Origin of the sequence: Microbacterium sp. (genome assembly GCF_052099035.1) — a bacterium.
Taxonomy (GTDB): domain Bacteria; phylum Actinomycetota; class Actinomycetes; order Actinomycetales; family Microbacteriaceae; genus Microbacterium.
In genome coordinates this window covers 1-4427 of record NZ_JBQDSX010000124.1, presented here as the reverse complement: position 1 = coordinate 4427, position 4427 = coordinate 1, and the positions used below count along the sequence as shown (strand labels likewise).

At 68.9% G+C, this 4427-nt stretch carries 3 protein-coding genes and 1 pseudogene; 1 reads left to right on the top strand and 3 read right to left on the bottom strand.

The genetic code is table 11. The features are described 5' to 3' along the window. A pseudogene (locus tag ACTIAO_RS17125) lies at window positions 1-1379 on the top strand (MobF family relaxase); the annotation flags it as partial. A 46-nt stretch (window positions 1380-1425) separates the two neighbouring features. Here ACTIAO_RS17125 and ACTIAO_RS17120 read toward each other — a convergent pair. The 3 genes from ACTIAO_RS17120 to ACTIAO_RS17110 all read right to left on the bottom strand — a co-directional run. Then, window positions 1426-3174 (bottom strand): copper resistance CopC/CopD family protein, encoded by a 1749-nt coding sequence (locus ACTIAO_RS17120; protein WP_441901111.1) that lies wholly within the window; start codon window positions 3172-3174, stop codon window positions 1426-1428. Then, window positions 3171-3899, bottom strand: a complete 729-nt coding sequence (locus ACTIAO_RS17115) for a YcnI family copper-binding membrane protein (RefSeq protein WP_193058508.1) — start codon at window positions 3897-3899, stop codon at window positions 3171-3173. The genes ACTIAO_RS17120 and ACTIAO_RS17115 overlap by 4 nt, the downstream gene beginning before the upstream one ends. A 79-nt stretch (window positions 3900-3978) precedes the next feature. Then, a partial coding sequence (locus tag ACTIAO_RS17110; RefSeq protein WP_441907293.1) for a Dyp-type peroxidase occupies window positions 3979-4427 on the bottom strand: 449 nt, incomplete at its 5' end.

Below are 4427 nucleotides of genomic sequence, written 5' to 3'. Positions count from 1 at the left end.
TCAACGCCCGCATCCGCGAGGAGCGAGTCTCGCACGGTGTCGTCGACGACACGACGACCGTGTACGGGAACGACGGCCTGCCTATCGGGGTCAGGGATGTGATTCAGACGCGGAAGAACAACACCGATGTGGGGGTGGCGAATCGGCAGCAGTGGGTCGTGCAGCACGTCGAGGACGATGGCGCGGTCTCCGTGCGCGAGGCCGGGAGCGGTCGGAAGCGGCAGCGCACCGTCAGGCTCCCCGCCGACTATGTGGCCGAGCACGCGCACCTGTCATATGCGGCGACCGCCTACGGGGTGCAGGGCGCGACCGTCGCAGGGTCGCACACGATCCTCACCGACTCCACCAGCGCCGCGGGCGTGTACGTCGGGATGACCCGCGGGCGAGAGTCGAACGTGCTGCACGTCGTCGCCGAGAACCTGGCTGACGCCAGGGCGCAGTTCATCGAGGCGATGGAGCGCGACCGTGCCGACCGAGGCCTTGCCGACGCCACCCGCCGCGCTGTCGAAGAAGTCGCCGGGCTGACTGAGCACGGCCCCGTGCGGTTCGTGAACGACGAGATAGCGGCGCTCGACAAGCGCGCGGCAACGGCTGAGGCCCAGGCCGCACGCTGGCAACAAGTCAGCGCCGCCCTTGCCGCCCTCAGCGACCGCGAGGTCGAAGTACGGGAGATGGCGCGAGCAGCCGAGCAGACCGCACGGCAGCGTGCTGAGCAGGTGCGCGCCGAGGTCGCCGCGCCGATCGTCTCCGCGGCGAGAGGGGCACTTGCCGACTGGGAGCAGGCCGACGCCGCTGAACAGGAAGCCAGTAAGCAGGTGCGGGCGTCGTCGTGGTTCGGGAAGCGCCGCGCCCGCGACGAACACGAGAACGTCCAGACGCGCACCGCCGAAGCATGCCAGCAGGTGACGAGCGAGTGGGGCGAGCCGCCGAGGTGGAACGCACGCGCCGATGCGTGGGTGGAGCGAGTCACCCGGCCCCGAATCGACAGCGACCCGCGCGTGCTCGACGCCGAACGGGAGCACCGGGCGGCACGCGACGCGCTGCTGAACCGGCCAGAGCGAGCACAGACCGAACGACTCGTCGCGTTCGCGCGAGTGTTCGGCTCGGAACGGGTGATCCGCAATCAGCAGGCATACCTCACCACCAACCCCGCGCAACAAGCCGCACGAGCAGCGAACACCGCGAGCCAGGCGCGGGAGGAAGCCGAACTGCTCCGCACGCTCACCCCTGCCGAAGCCATAGAGAGGATCGAGCAAACCCGCGCAGCACAGGCCTCCCGTGACGCCCAACTAGCCGAGCGAGAGCGCACCCTGTCACACGACTACGAGCAGCAGCATCGAAGCGCACCCCGGCACGAGGGCCCGGCGCGCGGGCTCTAGTGGGGTCAAAGCGCAGTGCGATGTGCCGCTGAAGCCGCCCTACACCTTAACGAACGGTAACGGGGATCATCGCGATGGGTTGGGTGTAGGTGTCGATGCGGGTTGTGACCTGGATCTGCCACTCGCCCGCCACTGGCATCGTGAGCGCCGCTTCATACTCGCCCGTCGCCGGGTCGAGCTGCGGGGTTGCGGTGAACGGGCCGAGTTCCTGCTCGGGCAGGCGTGCCTCGACCGTCACGTCTTCGGTCGTGATGGGTTCGCCCTTGTATTCCAGGCGGAACGTGACCGTGTTCTTCCCGGTGGCCGCTGGCGTGATCGTGCCGTCGACGGTCAGTCCTTGCGACTCGGCATGCACGGGCGTCTCTTGCTCCGTGGGTGCGGTGGTCTCGGTGCCGTGCGAATGCTCGGGGGTCGTGGTGGGGCTGGTGTTGGTGAGGAACCCGGTGACCGCGAGCACCGCGACCAGCAGTATGGCCTCGACGGTGAGGGTGCGGCGCAGGCTCACCCACTGCCGCTCGTCGGCCGGGTGCCGGGTGATGCGGGGCAGAAGGTCGGTGCGGTTCCATGCGGCGACCGCGATGACCGCTCCGACGATGATGAGCTTGATCGTGAGGAGCAAGCCGTACCCGCTGCTGACGAGAGCCTGCCAGGAACCGACGATGAGCACGGCCATGACCGTGCCGCTGACCGCGAGCAGGATCACGCTGTAGAGTGCGAACCTAGAGAACCGGGCGACCACCTCGGCCGTCTCCCGGGGCGGGATGCGGGGCCGCCCACCGCGTACTGCTGGGCGCGCGGCACGAAGATAGAGCAGCAGCCCGACGACCCCGCCGAGCCAGAACGCCCCGGCGACCAGGTGACCGCAGTCGGCGGCGAGCATCACCCAGACGGGTTGTACGGTCTGGGTGTGGCCGACCAGGAGCGGTGCGGCAAGCGCGAGGGCCGCGCATCCGAGCGCCCGGGCCCTGCCCGCGACCCCTCGCGTGCGGGATTCCAGGATCGTGGCGGCGATGCCGAGCACGGTGACGAGAGCGGCGGCGGCGAGGAGTTGCCAGGAGACGCCAGGCATCCAGGTGCTTGCGGGGAGGAGGACGAGGTCGCCGCTCTCGGGCAAGTAGGTGATGAACTCGTGGCCGGTGACGCGCGACCCCGATGCCGGGATCAGCAGCAGCGACGCTGCCACCGCCAAGCCGATGGCATAGCGCAGGATCCGGCGAGTACCAGGGCCTGGGATCTCGGCGCGGCAAAGCACGATGCGGTCGAAGCACAACAGCCCCGCCAGGAGGAGCAGCCCGAGGTACTGCGCGACGGTGAGGATCGACACGATGGTGTCAGTCATGACCGGATCGGCGGGTGCCGCGCTCGTGTCGGGTACGGTGTAGTCGCCGTCACCGACCTGGAAAGTCAGCGCCCCGCCGATGGGGTGCCCGTCGGCGGATACGACCCGGTAGGCGAGCGCGTACGCGCCCTCTCCGAGTTCGTCGGGCAGGGCGATGGTGACGGTCGTATCGACCGTGCGGGCGGTGAGCACTACGGGGTCACCGTCGCCGGGGAACAGACGTATCGCGTCCTCGATGAGCTGCACGGGCTCGTTGAACCGCAGTTCCACCGTGGCGGGTGCCGTATCGAGCACGGCACCGTCCTCGGGATTCGTGCTCAGCAGCTCGGCGTGCGCCTGCGCGGGCGCGACCCCGGCCCCGAGCGCGAACAGCAGCCCGAGCAGCAGCGCGCCCACCGCACGCAGGACCGTGCGCCCTGCGCGCGGTGGGTGTTCCCCGGCGATGGTGAGGGTCATGCCTGCTTACGGCCCCGGATGAGTGCGATCACTCCCGCGATCAGGCCCAGCCCGCCGATGACCAGCGAGGTCACTACGAGCGGCGTCTGATCGTTCCCGGTCGCCTCCGTCGCGCCGGCAGCCTCCGTCGATTCCTCGGCGGCGTTGTCACCGTGCCCGGCATCGCTCGCGGCGGTCACCTCGACGGCGGGCGAGGGCAGTTCGAGTTCGTGGGGATCCTGCCCGTCTGCGGGGATCTGCACCCACGCCGACTCGCCTTCCTCGCAACTCTGCACGGTGGGGAAATACAGGGTCTCGCCTGCCGCGTCCTCGGGGAGTTGCAGCGACAGCTCGAACACGTCGCGCTGATCCGCAGGCAGCGGCGTCGAGGCCGTGTAGACGACCTCGGCGACGCGTTCGGTGACCTCGTTGCCGTGGCTATCGGTGATCGGCTCGTCCAGCTGCTCCATGGTCTTCTCGACCGTGTAGAAGCTGTTGCGGGTCGGGGTGACCGCGTTGATGCCGTCCGGGATCTGGATCGCAACCTTCGTCGTGGCCGATCCGTCGCAGCCGTGGGGCACGCTCACGGTGAGCACCGAATAGGCGCCCGCCGCGGCGGTATCCGCGTTCACGGTGACGTGCGCCTGCGCTGCGGCCGCGCCGCCCAGGGTGAGCGCGAGCGCGCCCAGGGCGGCAGCCCCGGTCACGAGGAGGGGGCGCTTGTTCGAGTCATGGTTCTTTCGCATTGTGTGTGTCTTTCGTTCAGTCAACAGTTGATGTTGGTTGTTGTATTGGTTCATCGAGCCGAGCGCAGGGCACGTCGGCTCAGGTGAGGAGGGTGTCGCCGATGAAGCCGCCCTCCGCGCATCCGGGAGGGAGCGCGAACACGGCCGAGCCGATCGGGGTCGTCCACTCGTTCAGCAGATCGAGCTCGTCCAGACGGCGCTGGATCGGCACGAACTGCCGCTCCACGTCCGCCTGGTAGGAGACGAAGATCAGCCCCGACTCCGACAGCTCATCCCCGACGGGTGGCCCCTGATAGTTGTAGGCGCGACGGAAGATCCGCTCGCCTGCTTCTACCGGGCGGGCTCTCGCCATGTGGGAGAACTCCGGGATCACGGTGAACCCGGTCGAGGTCTTCGCCTCGAAGTCGGGTTCATCGAACTCTGCCGCCTGCTCGTGCGGGCTACTCGTCAGCGGTGCCCCGTTCGACTGAAAGCGGCCCACGGCCTGGTCGCGGCCGGAACGGTCGAGGCGATCCCACTTGTCTAGAT